Genomic DNA, 20,543 nt, shown 5'->3' with positions numbered 1-20,543 from the left:
CCAGGAGGTGCCGCGTGAGCCCGGCGGACGTCACGACCCTGCTATCGCATCTATCTGAGCGCGACCTTGCGATCTTGCAGTCAGTAAGTGCTCATCGCCTCCTGAGTACAGCGCAGCTGCGACGGCTGCACTTCGGCCAGGGACATTCCAGTCTCCCCGCAGCGGCTGGAGCCACCATGCGGGTGCTCACCCGCCTCGAGGACAAGAACCTGGTGGTTCGCCTCGGGCGGCGCATCGGGGGAGTGCGAGCGGGATCGTCGGGCATTACCTGGCAGCTGGGGGCAACCGGCGAGCGGTTGATCCGCACCATGGAGGGCAAGCGGTACCGTCGTCGGCTTGTCGAGCCTGGGGCGACGTTCGCAGCGCACACGCTGGCAACCGCCGAACTTGCAGTGATTCTGCGCGAGTTGGCGCGCGCCAACATTCTCGAGCTCACCGCCCTCGAGGCCGAGCCAACCTGCTGGCGGTCGTTCGCCGGCCCGAGCGGCGGCCTGGAATGGCTGAAGCCCGATCTATTCGCGGTCACCGTAAGCGGCGAGTACGAGGACCACTGGTACTTCGAAGCTGATCTCGCAACGGAACACCCAACCGTGGTTGTCCGTAAGGCGAAGGTCTACCAGCGCTACGCGGCCACTGGCGCCCACCAAGCCCGGCATGGCCTGTTCCCGGCCGTCACCTGGGTCGTGCCCAGCGTTGCCCGCCAGCGCGCCCTGAGTGCGGCGCTTAGCCGCGATACGGCTATTCAGCCTGGCTTGTTCCAGGTTGTGACTCTCGCAGGGTTCCGGCACCTCGTCACCAGCGGTGTGCCCGACCCGCCGTCGGTGCCTGTCCCTACACCGACCCAACTACTCGAACAGGAAGGAGGAAGTCATTAATGGAACGACAACCCGAAAACAACGAGGCCGGCGACGACACCGAACCTCACCCATGGCGGCTCGATGCTGAACGCCAGCAGCCGCCCCACCCCAGGATTTACGTCGTCGACCTTGCGAGCACGGAGCGCGGTATCGACCACGGGCTCTGGGTGGACGCCAACCAGAGCGCGAGTGAGATCGACGCGGACATTGGTGCCATGCTGGAGAGCTCGCCGGTGCTAGGAGCGAAGCTCTGGACGATCCGGTCGGCCGAAGACTTCGGTGGCATCGACCTCTCGCAGGTCACCGACAGCGCGGTCGTGGCTGACCTGGCCCGCGGCATCATCGAACATGGCCGAGCCTTCGCGGCATGGGCGCGGTCTGTCCAAAACGACCGCGCAAGGCTTGCCGAGTTCCGCGACGTCTACACGGGCAGCCATCAGTCGCAGGAGGCCTGGGCCTGGAGCTTGGTCGAGAGCCTCAGTTGGCACCAAGAGCTCGATCGACGTATCACCGACGAGCTCATGCGGCCCTACGTGGTCTTCGACTACGAAGCCGTCGCAAAAGACGCGTCTGCCAGTTGGGTGGTCGTCTCCGACCCCGATGGCACGGTCCATGTCTTCGCTCGCTGAGTTCGCTCAGCAACGCGAAGCTAGTCACTCACAACGAAAGGAGGTACTACTTGGAACAAGAACCACATAACGCGGACGATCGAGACAGACGTATCCCGGGCCGTGAACGCCTTCAAGCCGGCGAGGTCGACCTCACCGGTAGCGTGCAGCAGCCTGAAGTGCTCGCCGACGTCATCTTCGATGCCATCACCGAAGCTGGTGGTGTCGGCGAGAAGATCCCGGACTGGGGAGCACGAGTCATTGCCCGCGAGCTGGCGAACCGTATACCGGTGCCAGGCAACTTGCATCACTTTGCAACGACAGGTTCAGTCGAGCACGTTGGGCTCGCTCGAGAACTAGCCATTCATGCCCAGTTCGGCAACGTCCAGACACGAGAGCTCGCCGACCTCCTTGGGCTCTACCTGATAAAGCAGCCCGCGGGGCGAGCCGGACGCAGCGCCGACACGCTAACGCCCGTGGAGCAGGGACTGCGGCAGCATGGCGCCCCGTTTTGGGCCTTCCTGCAGCTAACGGACATCGACACGACCAGCAAGGAACTGCTCGAACGCTTCGATGACCTCCACATCGGCAGCTACGAGTCCATCACCGCCATCGCTGAGGAGCTCACCGAGATCGGCGAGTTCACGCAGGCGATCGAAGAGGTTGAGTCCCGCCTCGGGTTCGAGGGCTTCGCCGAGATCGATCAGGATCGACTCGAACGGACTGTGCGAGTGACCTGGGACATTGTTGAGTTCAATGGGAAGCTGCATGTATTCATGCGGTAGCCGCTGGGGAGCCCGGCGCATAGCATCAAGAAACTCCGGAAACCCAGTATTTGGAATAATGTTGTGGAATTGCCAACACTGGGCTATTTTCGGCCGAAACGGAGGTAAAATCGGAGGGAAAATAACGGAGAAGCCTGCGAAGATGACTAATGACGATGAGCGTCGAACTGACGAATATTTCAAAGAGGTTAGCCGCAAGGGCAAATCGATGTTTCGTCGTCCGCCCACGTGTGCAGCTGTCGCCGGGACGACCGCTGAGATGCAAGCATTGGTTTTTGAGGTGCCTTCTACGCCTTCGATACTGCAGTGGTGCTACGGCGCACGCTTGGCCGACCATGAGCAGGTCGTTGGTTCGGCTGCTGGCGAGGACGTGTGGCAATGAAGTCTGCCGTCGCCTACCTTCGCGTCTCCACCAAGGAGCAAGCGGAGCGCGGTGGTCAGGTCGAGGGGTTCTCTATCCCCGCTCAGCGCGAAGCACTCAAGCGTAAAGCGCAGAGCTTGAACGCCGTCATCGTCGCGGAGTTCGTCGACGCAGGCGAGTCTGCCCGGTCGGCCGATCGGCCAGAGCTGCAGCACATGCTGGAGTACCTCAAGGAACACAGAGTCGAGTACGTGCTGGTGCATAAGGTGGATCGGCTGGCCAGAAACCGTGCCGACGATGTTGCCATCACGATGGCCATCCGAGCGAACGGCGCACAGCTCGTGTCAGCCACGGAGAACATCGACGAGACGCCCTCCGGCGCCTTGACTCACGGCATCATGTCTTCAATCGCTGAGTTCTACTCACGCAACCTGGCGGCCGAAGTCCACAAGGGTATGAGCCAGAAGGCGAAAATAGGTGGGACGCCGGGACGCGCGCCGCTTGGCTATCTCAACGTCGGGCGCAGTACAGCGGAGGGGCGCGAGGAACGCACTGTTGTCGTTGACAAGGAGCGTGCTGAGCTCATCGCGTGGGCGTTTGATGAGTTCGCGTCCGGCGACTGGACGGAACGCTCGCTCGCCAACGAGCTCAAGGCGCTCGGGCTCACGACTCGTCCGACGCCTAGCCAACCAGCTCGCCCGCTGTCTCCGCGCACGTTGCACTCGATGCTTACCAATCCGTACTACAAGGGCGATGTCATGTACCGCGGCGTCGCCCACGCGGGGCGGCACAAGCCGCTCGTCGACTCGGCAACGTGGCAAGCAGTCCAAGATGTGCTCGCTGGGCATGCAGCCGGTGAGAAGTACCGCAAGCACCACCACTACCTGAAATCCAGCATCTTCTGTGGTTGCTGCGGGAGCCGCTTGATCGTCTCGCATGCGAAGAACCGGCACGGAGTGATCTATCCGTACTTCGTCTGCATAGGCCGGCAAATGAAGCGAACATCCTGTCGCCAAAAGGCCTTGCCTATCGCGAAGGTTGAAGAGGCTATCGAAGACCATTGGGCGACGGTGCAGCTCGATGAAGATGTCCTGGAGGTGCTTCGGGACAGTCTTCGCGGCATGGTGATTGCTCACCATCGAGATGCTCAAGCGGAGGAGAGTCGGCTAGTGGTCACCAGGAAGAAGCTGACAGCCAAGCGGGAGAAGCTGGTCGAGGCTGTCTACAACGGTGCCATGCCGATGGATCTCATCGCGCGGGAGCAGGAAGCTATCGGAAGGCAACTGGCGGAGGTCGAGAGTCGGCTTGGCGCTTTCCGAGAGACTTCCGACCAGCTGGAAACCCATCTCGATGCCATCTTCAAGATCCTCGGCAGTTGCCACGCTGTGTACTTGGCAGCAGACCTGCGGCAGCGCCGGTTGCTCAACCAGAGCTTGTTCCAGGCGCTCTACGTCAGCGAAGACCACGTTCGTGCCGACTACGCAGCTCCCTTCGACATGGTGCTCGCTCCAGAGTTTTTGGCCGAGGCTGAGAAGGTGGTAGAGGTACGCCGTGTTCGTCATGGTGCGCCTGCTGACGCGCTTACGCGAAGCTTTGCCCTTGAGAACGGCAGAATTTCTTTTGCTGAAAACAAAAAGCCCTTCGGTGAAGGTTACGTCACCGAAGGGCTTCTCGCTCGAACGTTGCCCAAGATCGCTGGATCCGTGGGTTCGAGAGAGCTCACTATGGCTGCCCTACGTACATCGCTCTCGAACACTAGGTCACCCCTATCGAGGCTCCTGCTAGCTCGCAAGAACCAGGAAGAACCCGTACCGGGCACCAGGTTCAGCACGCATGACGCGATCATTGCGGACGCTGGGACCACGGAACCTGCCGCTGTTCGGCTTGCTGTAAAGCCGAACCACTTACTCAAGCCGTACGAGGCCGAACAGCTGCTCGAAGCTTACAACTCTGGAGTTTCTCAGAAGGAGCTGGCACGGAGGTTCCGCGTACACCACACGACTGTCAAGCGGCACATCGTTCGGCGTCGTTGCACCTTTATGCTCGGCCGCGCTGTTGTTGGCTGCGTGGCACGAAAACCCACTACGAAAGGAGGTCCCAGGTGACCGAAGGTTCTCTTAACAGCAACTTGGCGAGGCGTATCACAGGCATGGCTCGCAAGCGTGCAGTGCTATACCTGCGGGTTTCAACGCCAGGCCAGGTCAACACCGACTACGACCCGGAAGGTATCTCGATCCCTGCGCAGCGCGAGGCTAGCAAACGGAAAGCCCTGCAGCTAGAAGCTGACATCGTTCGGGAGTTTGTCGAGCCTGGCCGGACCGCGACCAGCATCGACAAGCGCCCGAAGTTCCAGGAGATGATCGCCTGGGTCAAAGCTCAGAAGGACATCGACTACATCATCGTCTACCACTTCAACCGGGTCTTCCGGAACAGCGTGGATGCTGGGATCACCAAACGAGACCTGAAGAAGGTCGGTACGCGTGTGGTGTCGACCATCTTGGACATGGGGGAGAGTCCGGAGAGCTCGCTTGTGGAGACGATCCTGCACGCAGTCGATCAGTATCAGTCCGAGGCGAGCGGAGCGGACATCAGCTACAAGATGGGACAGAAGGTTCGAAACGGCGGCACGATCGGAGTGGCGAGACTCGGCTACCTGAACGTCCGAGAGCTGAAGCCCGAAGGTGGCGAGATCCGGACGATCGCGGTGGATCCTGAGCGAGCTCCTCTCGTCAAGCTGGCGTTCGAGCTCTACGCCACCGGCGACTACACCCTTGAGGACTTGTCCGATGAGCTGTATGAGCGAGGACTTCGCACCCGTCCGACGCCGCGTCGGCCGGCGAAGCAGGTCTCGATCAACAAGTTGTCGTTGATGCTGCGAGACAGGTACTACCTTGGCTTCGTCTCGAAGGATGGTGACGAGATCCGCGGCCGCCATGAGGCACTCATCACCCCGGCCCTGTTCGAACAAGTCCAAGACATCGCTAACGCGCGCAGTGCTGCGGGGGAGCGGCGTCGCATCCATCACCACTATCTGAAGGGCTCCCTGTTCTGCGGACGGTGTTGGAGGGCCAGCGGCGAGCTGAAGCGGATGATCATCCAGCGGACGGTCAACTCACGCGGCACCGAGTACATGTACTTCTTCTGTCGAAACAAGCAGAACGGCAGCTGCAGCAGCCCACACATCAACATCGTGCATCTCGAGGAGGCCGTGGAGGTGCACTACCGAACCATTCGGTTCGACCCAGCCTTCGCCGCGACAGTTCGCGCTCATGTCGCAGCCACGCTGGCGGAAGGCCAATCTGCGGCTCGACTCCTTCGCGCTCAGCTCAGTACAGAGCTGAGCGCTCTGCAGGCCAAGGAGTTGAACCTGATCGACTTAGCGGCCAGCGGGGACGAGACTCTTCCGCAGGACATGATCAAGGAGAAGCTTCGCGAGATTGGCCGTCAACGGCAGCGGCTCAATGAGCGGCTGAACGAAGCTACCGAGGACCTCTCGGAGGCCGCGCGTCTGGTCGAGCTCTGCCTCACCTTGCTGGCGGACCCGGAGGAGCTTTATCGACAGTGTGACGACGAACAGCGGCGGCTACTGAATCAGGCGCTGTTCCATCGCCTCTTTGTAGACGAGGAAGGCGTGACTGGCGACGAGCTCAAGGAGCCATTCGCTACTTTGGACTCCTACCGCGGTGGGCGTCACAGGGCACTAGACAAGCCTGACCCAAACGGCGGGGATAGGGCTATACAAGCCGAGAGGCCCGCTTCCGAAGATCGAAGCGGGCCTCTCGGCTTGTATGAAGTTCATGCCCTGCTAGCGGGCATCGACTTGGGCCACTGTTCTAGTAAGCCCTCCGGTGTGGAGCTGAGGGGAATCGAACCCCTGACCTTCTCGATGCGAACGAGACGCGCTACCAACTGCGCTACAGCCCCTGGTGAAGCTTGCCCCTCGTTTGGAGCTCCATGAGCCTATCAGTGGCCCATGGAGCCCCGAAACGCGGGGGTCACTCTCCGGCGGCCCGGCGGAAAGGCCTGGTCCCGGGCTCGTCGAGCTCGTGGAAGGCCGGGTCCTCGTCGTCGAGGTCGACGACGACGGCTTGGCGCCGGAGGCGGGACATCGGGGACGGTTTGCGTTCCACGACGGCCGGGCGTTCGGTGGCGACGACCTCGATGTCCTCACGGGATTCGTGCGCATCGTGATCTTCGTCGGCGACCGCCGGGCGGCGCGGGGCGCGGGTGTTGTTGAAGCGGGCGAGGCGCCGCTGCCGGATGTCGTTCTCGATGCGGACCTGGCGGCGCAAGTACGCCAGGTAGCCGATGAGGACGGCGTCGACGACACCGTTGGCCCACCAGACCGTCGGGGTCAGGAAGCCGGCGACGGCCGCGGTGGTGACCACCAGCACCAGGAGTGCGATGACGACCCGCTGCCGGAACGCGTATTTGGCGCGGGCGGCGATGTCCGCCGCCTCCGGGTCGAAACCGCCCCGGCCGGGACGGTAGCCCGCGCCTTGGCGTTCTCTTTCCGGGCGGGCCGTGTGCGAGGGCTGGGGAAGCGGTTCGGCTTCCGGCTCCTCGTCCTCGAGGTCGGCGTCGAGCTCCGCCTCGAGTTCGGCCAGGTCGTCTTCTACCGATGGTTCCGTGTTCTCCGCCATCGCGAACTCCTCCGGTCCCTCGTGGCGTGTGCTCCCGCTCCGCACGACTCGCGCCGCCAAGGCCGAGTCCGTCGTCCGTGCGACCTGCTGGCGCTTGCGGGCGACCATGGGCACGAGAACGACGAGCCATGCCGCTGCGAGCGCGACGATGATCACCGAACTGGGCATCTCCCGTCACCTCCCCCGATCCACTGCTGTAGTCACGCTAGCCACAACAGTCACACACGCCGCGCAGACTCGCCGGTTTCGATCACGGAAAATGCATCACCAAATTAGGTGAATCTCACAGCTTGTGGTAACGCGGTCACTGGAACGGCCCCGTAACGGGGTCAAACGCGCTCCGCGAGGCCCTTCGAGACGAGCCTTGAGACCAGTCCGTCACCGGTCTCCTCCTTGGTGACGGCGTAGCAGAAATGGTCCCGCCAGCCACCCGCGACATCGAGATAACGCTCGAAAAGTCCCTCTTGCCGATAGCCCGCTTTGGCGAGAACCCGCAGGCTGGGAGTGTTTTCGGGGCGGACGGTCGCCTCGAGGCGGTGCAGCCCGCCGAAGTCGAAGACGTGGTCGGTGACGAGAGCGACGGCGCCGGTCGCGACGCCGCCGCGGACGATGTCCGATGACACCCAGTAGCCGATCCAGGCCGATCGGAGCGACGCCCGGATGACGTTACCCACAGTGATCTGCCCGGCGAAGCGTCCATCCACCGTGATGGTGAACGGGAGACATTGACCGCGCCTGGCCAGGCCGCGCAGTGCCAGCCATTGGGACGGCCATGACCAATACGCGTTGCGATCCGGCCAGGGCCCGACACCGGTCGGTTCCCACATTTCCAGGTGCTCGCGATCGCGCAGCCGGACGCGGCTCCACTCGCCGGCGTCGCGGAGGCGGACCGGCCGGACGGCGAGGATCCCGGCGGGCACCCGCAGCGGGCCCAGCTTGGCGGGCCAGCCCGGATGCCTGCTTTCGATCGGATACGCGACGCCGGAAATCGGTGCGCCCATTACGCCCGCTGGGCCAGGAAGGTCACCTTGACCTGCTCGCCCGCGGCGACCTCGGTGAGGTCTTCGTCGATGTTGATCAGGCAGTTCGCCTCGGCCAGCGACGCGAGCAGATGCGCGCCGGAGGTGCCGAGCGGCTGCACCAGGTACTCGCCGTTGCCCTCGTCACGCAGCAGCTGCCCACGCAGGAACCCTTTCCGGCCCTTGGTCGAGGTGATCGGGGAGAGCAGCCGCGCACCGACGATCCGGCGGTGCGGGTTGCGGGTGCCGCGCGCGGCGCGGATCAGCGGGCGGACCAGCACCTCGAACACGACCAGCGCGCTCATCGGGTTGCCGGGGATCAGGAACGTCGGCACCGAGTCGGGACCGAGCCTGCCGAAACCCTGCACGGAGCCCGGGTGCATGCCGACGCGGGTCATGTCGATGTGGCCGAGATCGGACAGCGCGGCGTGTACTTCGTCGCCGGCGCTCCCGCCGGCGCCGCCCGCGACGACGACGATCTCCGACATCAGCAGCCGGCCTTCGACGATCTCTCGCAGGCGTTTCGGATCGCCGGGGACGATGCCGACGCGGCTCACCTCGGCGCCCGCGTCCCGCGCGGCCGCGGACAGCGCGTAGGAGTTGACGTCGTAAACCTGTCCGACCGACGGGGTGCGGTCGATGTCGACCAGTTCGTCGCCGACGGAAACGATCGAAACCCGGGGTCGCGGGTAGACCAGGACCTTCGCGCGGCCGACCGCGGCGAGCAGGCCGACCTGGGCCGAGCCGATGGTGTCGCCCTTGCGCACGGCGACGTCGCCGATCTGCACGTCTTCGCCGGTCCGGCGCACGTATCCGGCCGACGGCACCGACCGGTGCACGGTGACCTTGGCCTGGTGACCGTCGGTGTAGGCGGTCGGGACGACGGCGTCGGCGAGCGTGGGCAGCGGCGCGCCGGTGTCGACCCGCACGGCCTGTCCCGGCTGCAGCCGCCGCGGCTGGCGGGAACCGGCGGCGATCTCGCCGACCACCGGCAACTGCACCGGCTCCTGGCCCGCGGAGCGGACGTCGACGCTTCGCACCGCGTAGCCGTCGACGGCGGCCTGGTCGAAACCGGGCAGCGCGTGTTCGGCGACGACCTCTTCGGCGCACAGGAGGCCCTGGGCCTCGGAGATGGCGACCCGGACCGGACGTGGGCGTACCGCCGCGTCCAGGGTCAGGGAGATCTGATCCTCGACGGAACGGAACTGTCCCGCGTCTTCGGTCTCGGCCGCTTCGGCGATGGGTTCCGTCATGACTGGGGGATCTCGATCCGTTCGTTCGACCAGGCACGCGTTGAAGGCCCGTCGGTGAACTGAAGTTCACCACCGTTACCAGGAGTGATGCGGTCCGAAGCCGCGGAAATCGCCCGATCGGGCAAGCTCCTCGTGGTCCGTGCCGCCGGGGTGGTCGCTGCGCCTGTCATAGGCGTGAAGCCTAACCTGACCACGTGGTCGAGCCCGGCAATGAACACCTGAGCAAAACGGAGTGGCGTTCCCGGATAACCGCCGAACGGCGTTCGCAGGTGTCGGAAGAGCATGCGCGGGAGGCCATGGCGCTCACCGCGGCCGCCGCTCGGCTGCCCGGTGAAATTGTGTGTGCCTATGTTCCGTTCGGTACCGAACCGGGTTCGACGTCACTGCTTGATCAACTTCTGGACCAGGGCAAACGGGTGCTGCTGCCGATCGTCCCCGACGCGCCGGGCCCGCTGGAGTGGGCCGCCTACGAGGACTCGTCGAGCCTCGGACCGGGACGGCTGCGGGGGTTGCTCGAGCCGACCGGACGCCGCCTCGGTCCCGACACGCTGGGGACGGCCGATCTGGTGCTGATCCCGGCGCTCGCCGTCGACGACGCGGGTGTCCGGCTCGGCCGCGGCGCCGGGTACTACGACCGGTCGCTCTCCTTCGCCGCGCCCGGCGCGGCACTGATCGCCGTCGTCCGGGACGCCGAACTCGTGCGCGAGTTGCCGGCGGAACCGCATGACGTCCGCATGACCGGGGTACTGACCCCGGAGCAAGGCTTGGCGCCGCGCCCGGTAATAGACTGACGCCCCGACGCAGTGGTTCAGAAAGGGCACAATGAGCTCTGACGCGCACCTGTCCGATCATTTCGCCGAAACGCTGTCGAAAATGCGTTCCGCGGGCGCCCACGCCATGGAGCTGGCGGCCCTGCGACGGCGTCTCGAGCAGCTGACCGAACCCGGCGCCGGTGAATTGCCGGGAAACGAACTCGAACCTCTCGATGACATCAGCAGGCTCGTGGATCTGCCGGAGCCGGACGCCGAAGAAGCGCGCCGGGTGCTGGACCGCACCGCCGTTCTGAAGCTCAACGGCGGGCTCGGCACGAGCATGGGTCTCACCGGCCCGAAATCGCTGCTGGAGATCAAACCGGGGAAGACGTTCCTCGACGTCATCGCCATGCAGGTGCTTTCGACGCGGGAGAAGTACAACGCGCGGCTTCCGCTGATCCTGATGAATTCGGCGGGCACCCGCGAACCTTCGCTGGAGTTGTTGAAGAAGTATCCCGATCTCGCCGACGACGCCATCCCGGCCGACTTCCTGCAGGGGCGCGAACCGAAGATCACCGCCGACGGGCGGCCCGTCGCCTGGCCCGCGAACCCGGAGCTCGAATGGTGCCCGCCGGGGCACGGCGACATCTACGTCGCGCTCGCGGTGAGCGGAATGCTCGAAACCCTGCTGGCGGAGGGAATCCGCTGGTGCTTCGTGTCCAACTCCGACAACCTCGGCGCGCTCCCGGACGCCCGGATCGCGGCGTGGCTGGCGAAGGAGGACATCCCGTTCGCGATGGAGACGGTGCTCGGCACCGCGGCCGACCGCAAGGGCGGGCACCTCGCGCGGCGAGCGGGCCGGATCGTCCTGCGTGAATCCGCGCAGGTCCCCGACGGGGACGACTCGTTCGGCGACGTCGCCAAATGGCGTTTCTTCAACACCAACAACATCTGGTTCGATCTCGAACGGCTGAAGGCGCTGCAGGACGCGGACCCCGCCGCGCCGCTGTTGCCGCTGATCGTGAACCGGAAGACCGTCGATCCCGCCGACGCCACCAGCACGCCGGTGATCCAGCTCGAAACGGCGATGGGCGCGGCGATCGGTTCGGTCGAGGGCGCGCGGGCCATCGAGATCCCGCGGACCCGGTTCGCGCCGGTCAAGACCACCGACGATCTGCTGGTCGTCCGGTCGGACGCGTACGTGCTCGACGACGGCGGGGAGATGGTCCCGGAGTTCACCACCACCCCGCCGGTCGTGTCGCTGAGCAAGGAGTTCTACAAGCTCCTTCCGGACTTCGACGCGCGTATCCCCGTCGCGCCTTCGCTCAAGGAGTGCACGAGCCTCGCGGTGGACGGCGACGTCACCTTCGGGAAGGACGTCGTCGTCTGGGGCGATGTGAAGATCAGCGGGCCGAAAACCATCGCGGACGGCGAAGTCCTCTAACTCCGCTGGGCGATGAACACGTACTCGCGTCCTGGACGGTCGGGGGCGTCCCGGACGTCCAGGACGCGAAAACCGTGTTCCGCCAGCAACGACTCCAGGTCTTCGCGTTCGCGGAACCACAACGTCGAGTCCGAGGTGACGACCTCGCCGTCCGGGAACCGGTAGCTGTACCGGAACGACACGAACGGCAGGTTCACTTCGGTGACCTCGCGCCACTGCTCGACCTCGCCGACGCCGGGGACGTCGATGGTGTCGTGTGCCGTGTCGGCCGCCCAGTCCTCCCACACCCGGCGTCCGGGGCGCCGGATCTCGAAGACCAGGTGACCGCCCGGCACCAGCGCGGCATGGACGCCTTCGAGGGTCCGGCTCCATTCGTCGTCGGTCAGGAAGACCTGGGCCACGTTCCCGGTCATCACCGCGAGATCGGCTCCCACGTCGCCCGCCGCTTGCGTGTCACCGTGGATCCAGGTGATCTTCCCTTCCGGGTCCTTGGCCTTCGCGACGTCCAGTGACGCCTTCGCGGGATCGACACCGACGACCTCGATTCCGCGTGCGGCCAAGAGAACGGCCAGGCAACCAGTGCCACAGCCGACGTCGAGCACTCTCTTGGCCCCGAGTTCGCCGATGATGCCGAGGTAGTGGTCCAGGTCGTCGCGAGCGCCGTCGAAGGCGTCGTAGATCGGTGCGAGCCGGGCGTGGGCGAAGAGCGCGTCAGGCATTCGGCGACGATAGTTCCGGGACGCGTTCGGGAGCCACGGATTTACGGTCGCGCCGCCACGCCCGTTCTCCCAGCGACGCCAGGAAAGCGGGCAACAGCACGCCGCGGACCAGCGTGGCGTCGATCAGGACGGCGACCGCCATCCCCACGCCCATCATCTTGTACTCGATCGCGCTCAACGTGATGAAGACGCTGAACACGCCGACCATGATCACCGCCGCGCCGCTGACCACGCCGGCGCTCGTGCCGGTACCGCGGACGATCGCGGCGACGGCGCCTTCCGCCCGGCGTTCACGGATCCGGCTGAGGATGAAGATGTGGTAGTCCATGCTCAGCCCGAGCAGCAGGACGAACATGAACATCGGCAGCCAGCCGACGACCCCGCCGTAGGGGGTGAATCCCAGCAGGGAAGCGAAATGGCCGTCCTGGAAGATCCAGGTGAGCACGCCGTAGGCCGCGCCGATCGACAGCAGGTTCAGCACGATCGACACGAGCGCCGCCGGCACCGACCGGAAAGCCAGCAGCAGCAACACGAACGCCGCCAGCAGGACGAACCCGAAGACCAGCGGCATCCGCTCGACGACCCGATCCGCGAAGTCGCGGGCACTCGCCGTCCGGCCGGATACCGCGTACTCGACGCCGTCCACCTTCCCGATCGTCTCGGGGAGTACTTCGGTACGCAGCTTCGCGAGCGCCGCATCGGATTCCGCGTCCCGGCCGGCGCCGGAGAGCGGGACCCGGACGACCACCGCCTCGTCGACGCCCGCGACGGCGATGGGTTTGTTCAGCACGCCGGAGGTTTCCCCGATCCGCCGTTCGAGATCGGTGATCGCCGACCGCAGGGCCGGGCTGTCGACCGGGCCACCGTTCTCGGCCGTCAGCACCACTGTGGCGGGGTAGACCACGCCAGGGAAGGCCGCCTGGGTGCGGACTGCGGCGTCGATCGCGGGCAGCGACCGCGGCAGGCTTTCCGCCGGAGTCGGATCTTGCAGGCGCATGCCGAGTGCGGGCAGCGTGAGCAGGATCAGCAACGCGGCTCCCAGCCCGCCCCACAACGCCGGCCGCCGGGTGACCACGCGGGCGGTCGCGGACCAGAACCGCGACTTCTCCGCCGTGGTGCGCCGCTCGCCCAGCCAGGGAATCCGGCCGCGATCGACCTTGTCGCCCAGCAACGAGAGCAGTGCGGGCAACACGGTGACCGAACCGAGCACGGCGAGGCCGACCACGAACGCCGTGCTGATCGCGAGGCCGGTGAAATTGTCGAGCCCGGTGAACACCAGCCCGCTCACGCACAGGACGACCGTGAGCCCGGAGACGACCACGACGTGCCCGGACGTCCGTGCGGCGATCCGGGTCGCGGCGTCGATCGAGTGCCCGCGTGCGCGCTCTTCCCGTTGCCGCCTGAGGAAGAACAGCGAGTAGTCGACGCCGACCGCCATCCCGATGAGCAGGGTGATCACCGTCGTCGCGCTGTTGATCGGGGTGAAGTCGTCGACGACGGACAGGAAACCGAACGTCGCCGCGACGCTCGTGCCCGCCAGCAGCAACGGGACCGACGCGGCGACCAGCGCCCCGAAGACGATCAGCAGGATCACCAGCGTCAGCGGCAGGGACAGGAGTTCCGAGCGTTTGACGTCCTCGCGGATGCCCTTGTCGACCACGGTCGACAGGCTCAGATCTCCGGACTGGCTCAACCGGACCGACGGATGCCGGGCGGCGACTTCGGCCACTCGTGCCGTCGCGGTCTCGAAGTTCGGGCGGATGTCCTTCTCGCCGCCCGCGATCGAAAACCCGACGAGTCCGGACGCGCTGTCGGCCGAGATCCGTTCGGCGTCGGCCAGTGGCGAGCGGACGTCGGTGACCGAGCCGGAACGGGTGAGCGTGGTGACCAGGTCATCGGTCGTCCGCCGGAGTTCTTCGTTCGCGGCGAACGGCGGCGAGCTTGGTTCCTTAGCCTCTACGAGGACGTTTTCGCGGAACGGGTCGAAGGTGTTTTGGGCGTTCAAAGCGGTCTGGGCGCGGCCGGATTCGCCGGGATCGGTGCTCCGGCGGCTGTCGCCGTCCATCAGCGTTCCCGACAGCAGGGCGACGGCCACGAGGGCGACCCAGCCGGCGAGCGTGACCGCGCGGTGCCGCATGGACCAGGCGGCGATCTTTTCGGGCAGCATGAACTACAGTCCTTTACGTGAAGGAGTGAGATGCCTCGGGCGAGGTTTTTGCTTCTTCTTTCCTGGGCCGTCGAGTTGCCGCTCGGCGGCCCAGGGTCTTTCACCGGTGGTCAGTCGACCTCCTTGAGGATTCGCTCGACCGTGCCCACGCTCTTCCGGAGATCCGCGAGACGTCCGTCGAGTTCGGTCAGTTTGCGTTCGGTCACTTCCTGCGCCTGGACGGCTTTCTCGGCGAGCCTGCGGTATTCCTGCTCGCGCGCGAGCGCGCCCCTGGCCCGGATGGTCGCGCCGAACTGCCACACGACCACCGTGATCACCACGGTGAGGAACACGAAGATGCCGATCAGCCCGGCGACCTCCTGCCATTGATGCCAGTTCACGATCGTTCCCCCTCGTCACCCGGTGCCGGTGTGCTCAGCGTCGGTGCCGCGGCGGCGATGGTGTCCGGGCTCAGCTCGACCAGGAACGGTTTCACCTCGTAGAACTTCATCGCCTTCCCGTCCTCCGACAGCTCCAGTGCGGCCGACACGAGCCCGGCCGCCTCCAGTTTGCGCAGGTGGAGCTGCAGCAACGCCCGGCTGATGCCGAGCTCCCGCGCCAGCTGGCTGACATACGCGCGCTCCGCACGCAGTGCCGCGACGATCCGCAGCCGGTGCGGATTCGCCAGCGCCCCCAGCAGCCGCAGCAGCTCGTCGCCGGACGGTCCGGTGGCGGTCATGCCGAGCTCCTGCACATGCCAAAGAAATCTAGCAGGTGCTGACTTCATCTACCAGGTGCTCGAGCCAGACGTTCGGCTCCGTGTAGACGCCGACGTCCAGCGCCGAGGAAGCGAGCACCGGCGCGATCCCGCCCGGCACGGCCGTGAGACCGTCCTGGAGTTCGACGCAGGTCCACGCCTTCCACTGGGCGAAGGTGCCGGTGACCGTCATCGCGAACGGCGCCACTTTCCGGAACCGGGCGCCGAGCCGTTCATGCGTGCGCAGCCACGGATCCTCCGGCAGCCCGTCCGCGCGACGGCGGGCGATGTAGTCCTCAAAGGACAGTGCTGGTTCGTTCTCCTTCCCGGCCGGGCGGACCGGCACGACGAGTTTGCGCATTCCGGTTTCCGAAGCGCGCTTTTTCAACGCTTCCAACGCTTTTGTGGCCAGGCCGCCACCACGGCGGCCTGGCGCGACCATCACTTCGAGTGCGATCAACGTATTCGTCTCACGGGAGCTCAGCAGGTCTTCCGCGGCCCAGATCAGGGCGGCGTCCCAGCCGTGGTCCGGCAGTTCCGGGCGTTCGGCGGTCGGGAAGCCGACCGGGACGGCGGCGGTTCTCGCCACGGGAACGCCGTCTTCCAGCAGCACGAGGAAGTATTCCGGCCAGCGGGCGCCCAGGTGGGACGACTTCGCCAGCAGTCCGGCCAGACCGTGCCGCCGAGGCCGAGCGCGGGCTCGCGCAGTTCGGGCCTGGTGGCCAGGTCTTCGATCACGATCATGTCCTCAGTAGACCCGAGGACACGCGATTCTCACGAGGTGGTTTTCCGGTATGACGAGAGGGAAGGGCGCGTACGCCTGTCCTTGCTGCGGCTATCTCACGCTGGGCGAGCGCGGCGCGTTCGAGATCTGCTCGGTCTGCTTCTGGGAAGACGACGGGCAGGACGACCACGACACTGACGTCGTCCGAGGTGGGCCTAACGGTGCCCTGTCACTTACGGTCGCTCGGCGGAACTTCGACCTTCACGGTGCCTGCGAAGAGGCGCATGTGCACAATGTGCGGCCTCCGGAACCGGGCGAGATCCCTGTCGAGGGGAGCGCTCGGCCGCTGCCCGAAGACGCGAAGGTCAGGCGGGTGAAGCGGAGGCGGTACTGATCAGCGTACGGGCAGCGCGCGGCGCCGTCCGGTGATTCCGGTGGTGTTGAGGTTGGCGCGTTCGCCCGCGGAGTGGCCGTCGAGATAGCCACTGCCGGACAGCCGCCTCGGCGGCGCCGAGCGCAGGTCGCCGTATTGCTCGTCGTACGCCTGTTTGACCATCGCCGTCCGATCCTGGATCACCAGTTCGGCCGAGCGGTGACCGGCGGTGGCCGTATGGGTCCTGGCCGCGGTGTCCTCGCTGTTGCGGAGCCGTTCGTAGACCGCGCCGGAGAATCCGTGCAGCCACGTCCGCCGGTACGCGGCCAGCGATTCGCCCGCGAACACCCGGTTCTCCGGGCGGACCCTGGTCAGCTGGGTGGTCGCCTGCAGCAGCAGGCTCGTGTACAGCAGTTCCGTGCGCTCCAGATCGGAACGGAAACCGAACACCGTCACCGCGGTGACCGATTGGCCGAGCCGGTGCAGCAGGGCCCGGCAGCGCAGCGGATGCGCGATGTTCGTGAGCAGGCCCGCCTTGTCCCGGCTGTACGGGTTGTCGATCGGGATCTTGATCTGGGTGATCTCGTCGGCGGTCGCCCCGGAGGCGGCCAGCAAGGCCTGATCGATGCCGTACCGGGCGATCAGTTCGGCGGCCTTGGTGTTGTACGACTCGGCTTCGGCCTCGGTGACCGCCGGGTCCTCCGCCTTCGCGAGGAGTTTCCGGACGCGCGCGAGCAGCGTGTCATGGTCGGGCATGGTCCTCCTTCCTGATTGGGTTGGAGCGGATCAATCTAGGAGAGAGGTCCGACAATATTCGGACGAGAGGTCCGGATCCCGGTGAGGGGGCGGTATGTCGGTCGACGTGTCGGTGGTCGGTTCCGGACCGAACGGGCTCGCGGCGGCGGTCCTGCTGGTCAGGGCGGGGCTGACGGTCGAAGTGCACGAAGCGGCCGAAGAGATCGGCGGTGGGACGCGCACGGCTTCGCTGTTCGACGACGAGGTCCGGCACGACATCTGCGCCACCGGACATCCGCTGGCCGCGGCGTCTCCTTTCTTCCGTTGGTTCGGCCTCGCCGAGCACGGTGTCGACCTTCTGCGGCCGGAGATCGCGTACGCGCATCCTCTCGGCGGTGACCGGGCCGGTCTCGCGTACGAAGATCTCGACCGGACCTGTGACGCCCTCGGCGTGGACGGCCCCCGGTGGCGCCGTCTGCTGGGTCCGCTGGCCGAACGCAGTCGTGAACTGGCCGATCTCCTGCTCGGAGACCTTCGCCATCCGCCTCGCGACCCGCGCGCCGCGGCCCTCCTCCCGGCCAGGATCGCGCTGCTCGCGTCCGGTTCGGAACGCCGCTTGTTCGCCGGCCCGGAAGCGCCCGCGCTGCTCGCCGGGGTTTCCGCGCACGTGATGAGCCGCCAGCCCTCACTCGCGGCGGCCGGTGCGACACTGCTGCTCAGCCACCTCGCGCACTCGACGGGCTGGCCGATCGCCCGCGGCGGAAGCCGGACGATCACCGAGGCGCTCGCCGCCGATCTCCGCGCCCGCGGCGGACGGATCCACACCGGAAGCAGGATCACCGATCTGCGGCGACTGGCGAAGTCGCGCACGGTGATCCTCGACATCGCCCCGCGCGGTTTCCTCGAAATCGCCGGCGGGCTGTTGCCGCCGCGCTACCGGAAGGCGCTCGAGGCCTACCGCTACGGACCCGGCGCGGCGAAGGTCGATTTCCTGGTGTCCGAACCGGTTCCGTGGGCGGCGCCGGGGGTCGGCAAGGCGGGCACCGTCCATCTCGGAGGCACACGAGACGAGGTGTACGCCGCTGAAAACGCCATCGTGCGCGGAGAAGATCCGGACGACCGGTTCGTGCTCGTGTCGGATCCGATGGCGATCGACCCGTCCCGCGGGTTGCCGGGCAAGCGGCCGGTGTGGGCGTATTGCCATTTGCCGCATGGGGATCCGCGAGACGTCACCGAGCTCGTCCGGCGGCGCATCGAACGGTTCGCGCCCGGCTTCTCCGACACGATCCTGGCGAGCCGTTGCGTCACCGCGCCGGAACTGGAGGCCTACAACGCGAACTATCCCGGTGGCGACGTCGCGGCCGGCGCGGTGAATCTGCGGCAGGTACTCGGGCGGCCGGTCGCCCGATGGAATACGCACCGGACGCCGCTCGGCGGTGTCTTCCTGTGTTCGGCTGCGACGGCACCGGGCCCCGGCGTGCACGGGATGGGCGGCTGGTACGCCGCGAAAGCCGTGCTGGGGAGGGATTTCGAGCGGGTGATTCAGGAACCGCGGGGTCGCACGAGTCCCGTTTCGTAGGCCACCACCACGGCTTGGGCCCGGCTGGAGATCCGGAGCTTGGTCATCAAGCGGTTCAGATGCGTTTTCACCGTGGCCTCGCTGACCAGCAGGCTCCGTGCGATGTCCGCGTTCGGCATGCCGGTGCCGACGAAACGCAGCACCTCGATTTCGCGTTCGGTCAGCCCGGCCAGCACGGGCGGGGCCGCCGGCTTTTCCGGCGGGCCCTGGGTGAAGGCCTCCACGAGCCGCCGCGTGATGGTCGGGCCGAACAGCATGTCGCCGCGCGCGACGGCGTGGATCCCGGCGATCAGGGTCTCCGGAGGGCTGTCCTTGAGCAGGAAACCCGCCGCGCCCGCGCGTAACGCCGTGTAGACGTATTCGTCGAGGTCGAACACCGTCAGCATGAGCACGTGCGGCTTTTCCGCCCCGGTGTCCGCGAGGATCCGCTCGGTCGCCTTCACTCCGTCGAGTTCGGGAAGCCGGATGTCCATCAGGATCACGTCGGGACGCAGTTCACGAGCCTTCTCGACGGCTTCGAGCCCGTCTCGTGCCTCGCCCGCGACCCGGACGCCGGGAACGGCTTCGAGCAGGGCGACGAATCCCGCCCGGACGAGATCCTGGTCGTCGACCACCAGCACACTGGTCACCGGGCTCGCTCCTGCGGCAGATAGGGAAGGGTCAGTTCGATCGCGAAACCACCGGATCCGGCCGGTCCCATTTCGATCGAACCACCGTACATTCTCGCCCGTTCACGCATTCCGATGAGGCCGTGTCCCGCCGGATTCGGTGGTGGTGTCCCTTCGGGCGCGGAATTGCGCACACTCAGCACGAGCGCGTCCTCGCCGTATTCGAGGACGAGTTCCACGATCGCCTCATCCGCGTGTTTCAGCACGTTGGTAAGCGCTTCCTGCGCGATTCGGTAGGTGCACAGCTGCTGCCCCGGCGGAAGTCGTCGCGGTTCGCCGATGGTCCGCGTCTTCACCGTGAGGCCGGCTTCACGCACACGGGTGACCAGTGCGGGAAGGTCGGCGAGGCCGGGCTGGGGTCGGTATTCATGGGTTTCGCGCTGGGGCGGGCGTAGCACGCCGAGCAGACGCCGCAGTTCGTCGAGCGCTTCGGTCGTGGTCCCGGTGATGGTGTCCAGCGCGGTGCGCGCGGTGTCCGGGGAGGATTCGAAGACGTACCGCGCCAGATTCGCCTGCACCGCGATCACCGAAATGTGGTGGGACACGACGTCGTGCAGCTCGTGGGCGATGCGGATGCGCTCCTCGACGACGGCCTGTTCCGCTTCGAGCCGGATCTCCCGTTCCGCGCGGACGGCGCGTTCCAGCCTCCGGTCCGCGCGCAGGTGGCCGAGCCGTTCGGGGATGGTCGGCGGGATGGTCTTGGGCGGCGAATACCGCGCCCACACCGTGTACGCCGCGATGAACGCCGAAGGTTCGCCCAGTGTGGCCTGGTAACCCAAGGCGGTGTAGACGGTCATGAGCGAGACCGAGGCGAGCAGGACCGCGATCGGATGACGGCGGCGCACGATCAGCGGGAGGGCGATGAGCACCGCGAGGACGACGCCCGCCCCGGCCGGGTCGCCGAACGAACCGCCGCGGGGTGCCGCGCCCAAGGCGAGAAGGGTGGCCGCCGCCGCGGTGATCAGGCAGTCGGTGAGCAGCGGCCGTGCGCGGAGGAGAGAGAAGAGGGACGGCACTTCCGCAAGTTACCGTCGCGGCGAGAAGGCGCCCAATTCCTGCAACCAGCGCGGTATTCATCGCGCCATATACCGCCAAGGTTTACCCCGGCTTCCGACTCGCG

General features: G+C 66.3%; 18 protein-coding genes, 1 tRNA gene and 2 pseudogenes. 9 read left to right on the top strand and 12 right to left on the bottom strand.

The genetic code is table 11. The features are described from left to right. Window positions 1-14: 14 nt before the first annotated feature. The 5 genes and pseudogenes from AMK34_RS11125 to AMK34_RS43945 form a co-directional block, all read left to right on the top strand. Window positions 15-875, top strand: a complete 861-nt coding sequence (locus AMK34_RS11125) for a replication-relaxation family protein (RefSeq protein ID WP_073845009.1) — start codon at window positions 15-17, stop codon at window positions 873-875. Further along, window positions 875-1,486, top strand: coding sequence for an antirestriction protein ArdA (locus AMK34_RS11120; protein ID WP_073845008.1), 612 nt, complete (start codon window positions 875-877; stop codon window positions 1,484-1,486). The genes AMK34_RS11125 and AMK34_RS11120 overlap by 1 nt, the downstream gene beginning before the upstream one ends. A 50-nt stretch (window positions 1,487-1,536) precedes the next feature. Next, window positions 1,537-2,250, top strand: a complete 714-nt coding sequence (locus tag AMK34_RS42585) for a hypothetical protein (RefSeq protein ID WP_143202412.1) — start codon at window positions 1,537-1,539, stop codon at window positions 2,248-2,250. A 378-nt stretch (window positions 2,251-2,628) separates the two neighbouring features. Next, a complete protein-coding gene (locus AMK34_RS11105; RefSeq protein ID WP_073845002.1) occupies window positions 2,629-4,716 on the top strand; it encodes a recombinase family protein in 2,088 nt (695 codons plus the stop codon). A 44-nt stretch (window positions 4,717-4,760) separates the two neighbouring features. Beyond that, a pseudogene (locus tag AMK34_RS43945) lies at window positions 4,761-5,819 on the top strand (recombinase family protein); the annotation flags it as partial. Window positions 5,820-6,462: 643 nt separating this feature from the next. On the opposite strand, the gene AMK34_RS11085 reads toward AMK34_RS43945, so the two are convergent. From AMK34_RS11085 to glp, 4 genes are all read right to left on the bottom strand, one after another. After that, window positions 6,463-6,535: transfer RNA gene (locus tag AMK34_RS11085), tRNA-Ala, on the bottom strand. A gap of 71 nt (window positions 6,536-6,606) precedes the next feature. Continuing rightward, window positions 6,607-7,422 carry a divisome protein SepX/GlpR gene (sepX, locus tag AMK34_RS11080; protein ID WP_073845000.1) on the bottom strand — a complete coding sequence of 272 codons (816 nt, stop codon included), beginning with the start codon at window positions 7,420-7,422 and terminating at the stop codon, window positions 6,607-6,609. A gap of 161 nt (window positions 7,423-7,583) precedes the next feature. Further along, window positions 7,584-8,255 (bottom strand): GNAT family N-acetyltransferase, encoded by a 672-nt coding sequence (locus AMK34_RS11075; RefSeq protein ID WP_016337357.1) that lies wholly within the window; start codon window positions 8,253-8,255, stop codon window positions 7,584-7,586. After that, the gene (gene glp / locus AMK34_RS11070; protein ID WP_038508176.1) at window positions 8,255-9,526 is read right to left on the bottom strand and encodes a molybdotransferase-like divisome protein Glp; all 1,272 of its coding nucleotides are present in this window, start codon (window positions 9,524-9,526) and stop codon (window positions 8,255-8,257) included. Before glp ends, AMK34_RS11075 begins: the two co-directional genes overlap by 1 nt. A gap of 218 nt (window positions 9,527-9,744) precedes the next feature. On the opposite strand from glp, the gene AMK34_RS11065 reads away from it, so the two are divergent. Both AMK34_RS11065 and AMK34_RS11060 read left to right on the top strand, forming a co-directional pair. Beyond that, the gene (locus tag AMK34_RS11065; RefSeq protein WP_073846249.1) at window positions 9,745-10,317 is read left to right on the top strand and encodes a 5-formyltetrahydrofolate cyclo-ligase; all 573 of its coding nucleotides are present in this window, start codon (window positions 9,745-9,747) and stop codon (window positions 10,315-10,317) included. A gap of 31 nt (window positions 10,318-10,348) precedes the next feature. Then, window positions 10,349-11,722, top strand: coding sequence for a UTP--glucose-1-phosphate uridylyltransferase (locus AMK34_RS11060; RefSeq protein WP_073844998.1), 1,374 nt, complete (start codon window positions 10,349-10,351; stop codon window positions 11,720-11,722). Here AMK34_RS11060 and AMK34_RS11055 read toward each other — a convergent pair. The 5 genes and pseudogenes from AMK34_RS11055 to AMK34_RS11035 form a co-directional block, all read right to left on the bottom strand. Continuing rightward, a complete protein-coding gene (locus AMK34_RS11055) occupies window positions 11,719-12,441 on the bottom strand; it encodes a class I SAM-dependent methyltransferase (protein ID WP_073844996.1) in 723 nt (240 codons plus the stop codon). The two genes, AMK34_RS11060 and AMK34_RS11055, sit on opposite strands and share 4 nt — an antisense overlap. Then, window positions 12,434-14,608 carry an MMPL family transporter gene (locus AMK34_RS11050; RefSeq protein WP_073844994.1) on the bottom strand — a complete coding sequence of 725 codons (2,175 nt, stop codon included), beginning with the start codon at window positions 14,606-14,608 and terminating at the stop codon, window positions 12,434-12,436. The genes AMK34_RS11055 and AMK34_RS11050 overlap by 8 nt, the downstream gene beginning before the upstream one ends. Before the next feature lie 110 nt (window positions 14,609-14,718). Continuing rightward, window positions 14,719-14,988, bottom strand: a complete 270-nt coding sequence (locus AMK34_RS11045) for a hypothetical protein (RefSeq protein ID WP_073844992.1) — start codon at window positions 14,986-14,988, stop codon at window positions 14,719-14,721. Continuing rightward, complete coding sequence (locus AMK34_RS11040) at window positions 14,985-15,326, bottom strand: ArsR/SmtB family transcription factor (protein WP_038522344.1); 342 nt, start codon at window positions 15,324-15,326, stop codon at window positions 14,985-14,987. Before AMK34_RS11040 ends, AMK34_RS11045 begins: the two co-directional genes overlap by 4 nt. Before the next feature lie 28 nt (window positions 15,327-15,354). After that, window positions 15,355-16,088: pseudogene (locus tag AMK34_RS11035) on the bottom strand (GNAT family N-acetyltransferase). A 50-nt stretch (window positions 16,089-16,138) separates the two neighbouring features. On the opposite strand from AMK34_RS11035, the gene AMK34_RS43940 reads away from it, so the two are divergent. Beyond that, a complete protein-coding gene (locus AMK34_RS43940; RefSeq protein WP_083649835.1) occupies window positions 16,139-16,462 on the top strand; it encodes a CPCC family cysteine-rich protein in 324 nt (107 codons plus the stop codon). Here AMK34_RS43940 and AMK34_RS11025 read toward each other — a convergent pair whose 3' ends face one another. Next, the gene (locus AMK34_RS11025; protein ID WP_037340562.1) at window positions 16,463-17,197 is read right to left on the bottom strand and encodes a DUF2786 domain-containing protein; all 735 of its coding nucleotides are present in this window, start codon (window positions 17,195-17,197) and stop codon (window positions 16,463-16,465) included. Between the two features lie 94 nt (window positions 17,198-17,291). Here AMK34_RS11025 and AMK34_RS11020 point away from each other — a divergent pair, with 94 nt between their 5' ends. Next, complete coding sequence (locus AMK34_RS11020; RefSeq protein WP_073844990.1) at window positions 17,292-18,755, top strand: phytoene desaturase family protein; 1,464 nt, start codon at window positions 17,292-17,294, stop codon at window positions 18,753-18,755. Here AMK34_RS11020 and AMK34_RS11015 read toward each other — a convergent pair. Together AMK34_RS11015 and AMK34_RS11010 are read right to left on the bottom strand one after the other, a co-directional pair. Beyond that, a complete protein-coding gene (locus tag AMK34_RS11015; RefSeq protein ID WP_073844988.1) occupies window positions 18,719-19,384 on the bottom strand; it encodes a response regulator in 666 nt (221 codons plus the stop codon). The genes AMK34_RS11020 and AMK34_RS11015 overlap by 37 nt on opposite strands. Next, window positions 19,381-20,439: a sensor histidine kinase gene (locus tag AMK34_RS11010; RefSeq protein WP_073844986.1), complete on the bottom strand. Its 1,059-nt coding sequence runs from the start codon at window positions 20,437-20,439 to the stop codon at window positions 19,381-19,383. Before AMK34_RS11010 ends, AMK34_RS11015 begins: the two co-directional genes overlap by 4 nt. Window positions 20,440-20,543: the final 104 nt, after the last annotated feature.

The sequence above is a fragment of the Amycolatopsis sp. CB00013 genome (genome assembly GCF_001905755.1).
Lineage (GTDB): Bacteria > Actinomycetota > Actinomycetes > Mycobacteriales > Pseudonocardiaceae > Amycolatopsis > Amycolatopsis japonica.
This window is presented reverse-complemented; position numbering and strand designations above follow the sequence as displayed.